This is a genomic window from Stenotrophomonas cyclobalanopsidis, from assembly GCF_008710035.1.
GTDB lineage: Bacteria > Pseudomonadota > Gammaproteobacteria > Xanthomonadales > Xanthomonadaceae > Stenotrophomonas > Stenotrophomonas cyclobalanopsidis.
Genome location: NZ_VYKI01000036.1, coordinates 24,035 through 25,889, shown reverse-complemented (window position 1 = coordinate 25,889; position 1,855 = coordinate 24,035). Strand labels below are relative to the sequence as shown.

Annotated in this window: 1 protein-coding gene; it reads left to right on the top strand. The window is 67.9% G+C overall.

Annotated features, from left to right (window positions below; translation table 11 throughout):
• Positions 1 to 147: 147 nt before the first annotated feature.
• Positions 148 to 1,767, top strand: coding sequence for an alpha,alpha-trehalase TreA (gene treA / locus FJU31_RS17845; RefSeq protein ID WP_150455929.1), 1,620 nt, complete (start codon positions 148 to 150; stop codon positions 1,765 to 1,767).
• Positions 1,768 to 1,855: the final 88 nt, after the last annotated feature.

Below are 1,855 nucleotides of genomic sequence, written 5' to 3'. Positions count from 1 at the left end.
CGGCCATTTTCGTTTGCGTCTCGTTGGCTGCCGGCCTCTCCCCACCCCCCCCCCCCCCCCCTCGACTCTACGCATTGCACAGCAGCCCGCAAACCGCTTTCACGCCTCCTGACCTACAGTGGCTGCACAACCTTCTGGAGGCACGCCATGCGTCCCTCGATGTTCCAGGCCGGTGCGTCGCTGGCATTGCTGCTCTGCACGGCCGCCGCAGCAGCCGAAGAACCCGCCCACGCCACTGCGCCTCCTGACCAGCAACTGGCGCCGCTGTTCCAGCACGTACAACGCGCGCACCTGTTTGCCGACCAGAAGACCTTCGCCGACGCCGTGCCACGCCAACCGGCTGCGGCCGTACTGGCCGACTGGCAGACCGCCCAGCAGCAACCCGGGTACACCCTGCGCGATTTCGTCGCGACCCGCTTCGACGCACCCGGCGATGCACCCGCCTACGTGCCACCTTCCGGAGAGACGCTGCGCGCGCACATCGAAGGCCTGTGGCCGGTCCTGCAACGGCATACCGCTACGGTCGACCCGCACGGTTCGCTGCTGCCGCTACCGCATCCCTACGTAGTACCCGGCGGCCGCTTCCGCGAGGTCTACTACTGGGACAGCTACTTCACCCTGCTCGGTCTGGCGTCCAGCCAACGCTGGCAGCAGGTGCGCGACATGGTCGACAACTTCGCCTGGCAGCTGGACCAGTACGGCCACATTCCCAACGGCAACCGCAGTTACTACCTCAGCCGTTCGCAGCCGCCATTCTTCAGCCTGATGGTGGAACTGCTGGCCCGCCACGAAGGTGACGATGCATACCGGCGCTACCTGCCGCAGCTGCGCATCGAGCACGCGTTCTGGATGCGCGGCACCGAGGGCCTTGCACCGGGCCAGGCGCGCGAACGCGTGGTGCGGTTGGCCGATGGCCAACTGTTGAACCGCTACTGGGATGCGCGTGCGGTGCCGCGCACCGAATCGTGGACGGATGACCTGGCGACTGCGGCGCAGGCATCACAACGCGCGCCTTCGCAGGTCTACCGCGACCTGCGTGCCGGTGCCGAATCCGGCTGGGATTTCAGCTCGCGCTGGCTGGATGATCCGGCGCAGCTGTCCAGTATTCGTACTACGTCCATCGTGCCGGTGGATCTGAACAGCCTGCTGTTCCAGCTGGAGCAGACGCTCGCGCGCGCCAGCACGGCATCGGGTGCGCGTGACGATGCGCGCCGTTTCCAGCAGCTGGCCGCTTCACGCCGCGCGGCCATCAACACGCAGCTGTGGGATGCGCGCCAGGGGTATTACGTCGACCGCGACCTGGACAGCGGCCAGCAACGCCCTGCCCTGACCGCCGCGACGCTGTTCCCGCTGTGGTTGAAGATTGCTGAGGCACCGCAGGCGCGACGCACCGCCGATGCCGTAGAAGCCGGCCTGCTGCGCTCCGGTGGCCTGCTGACCACCCAGCGCGATACCGGGCAGCAATGGGATGCGCCGAACGGCTGGGCGCCGCTGCAATGGGTGGCGGTGGACGGTCTGCAGCACTACGGCCAGCAGTCGCTGGCGCGGACGCTGGGCGTGCGCTTCCTGCGCACGGTGCAATCGGTCTACGACCGCGACGGCAAGCTGGTGGAAAAGTACGTGGTGGATGGCTCGGCCAGCGGCGGCGGTGGCGGCGAGTACCCGCTGCAGGATGGCTTCGGCTGGAGCAATGGCGTCACCCTGGCGCTGCTGGATCGCCTGTGCGCCCCTAAGAACACCTGCGAAAGCGCCGCCGACGTCGAATAAGCGCTTCTGTAGAGTCGTGGGGGGGGGGGGGGGGGGGTGGGGAGTCGTCGCGGGCGCGCCGCGCAAACAAATGGAGGACATGGACCAC

Bases quoted from the DNA above. Each gene is read 5' to 3' on its own strand.
- treA (WP_150455929.1), top strand. From the start codon at position 148: ATGCGTCCCTCGATGTTCCAGGCCGGTGCGTCGCTGGCATTGCTGCTC.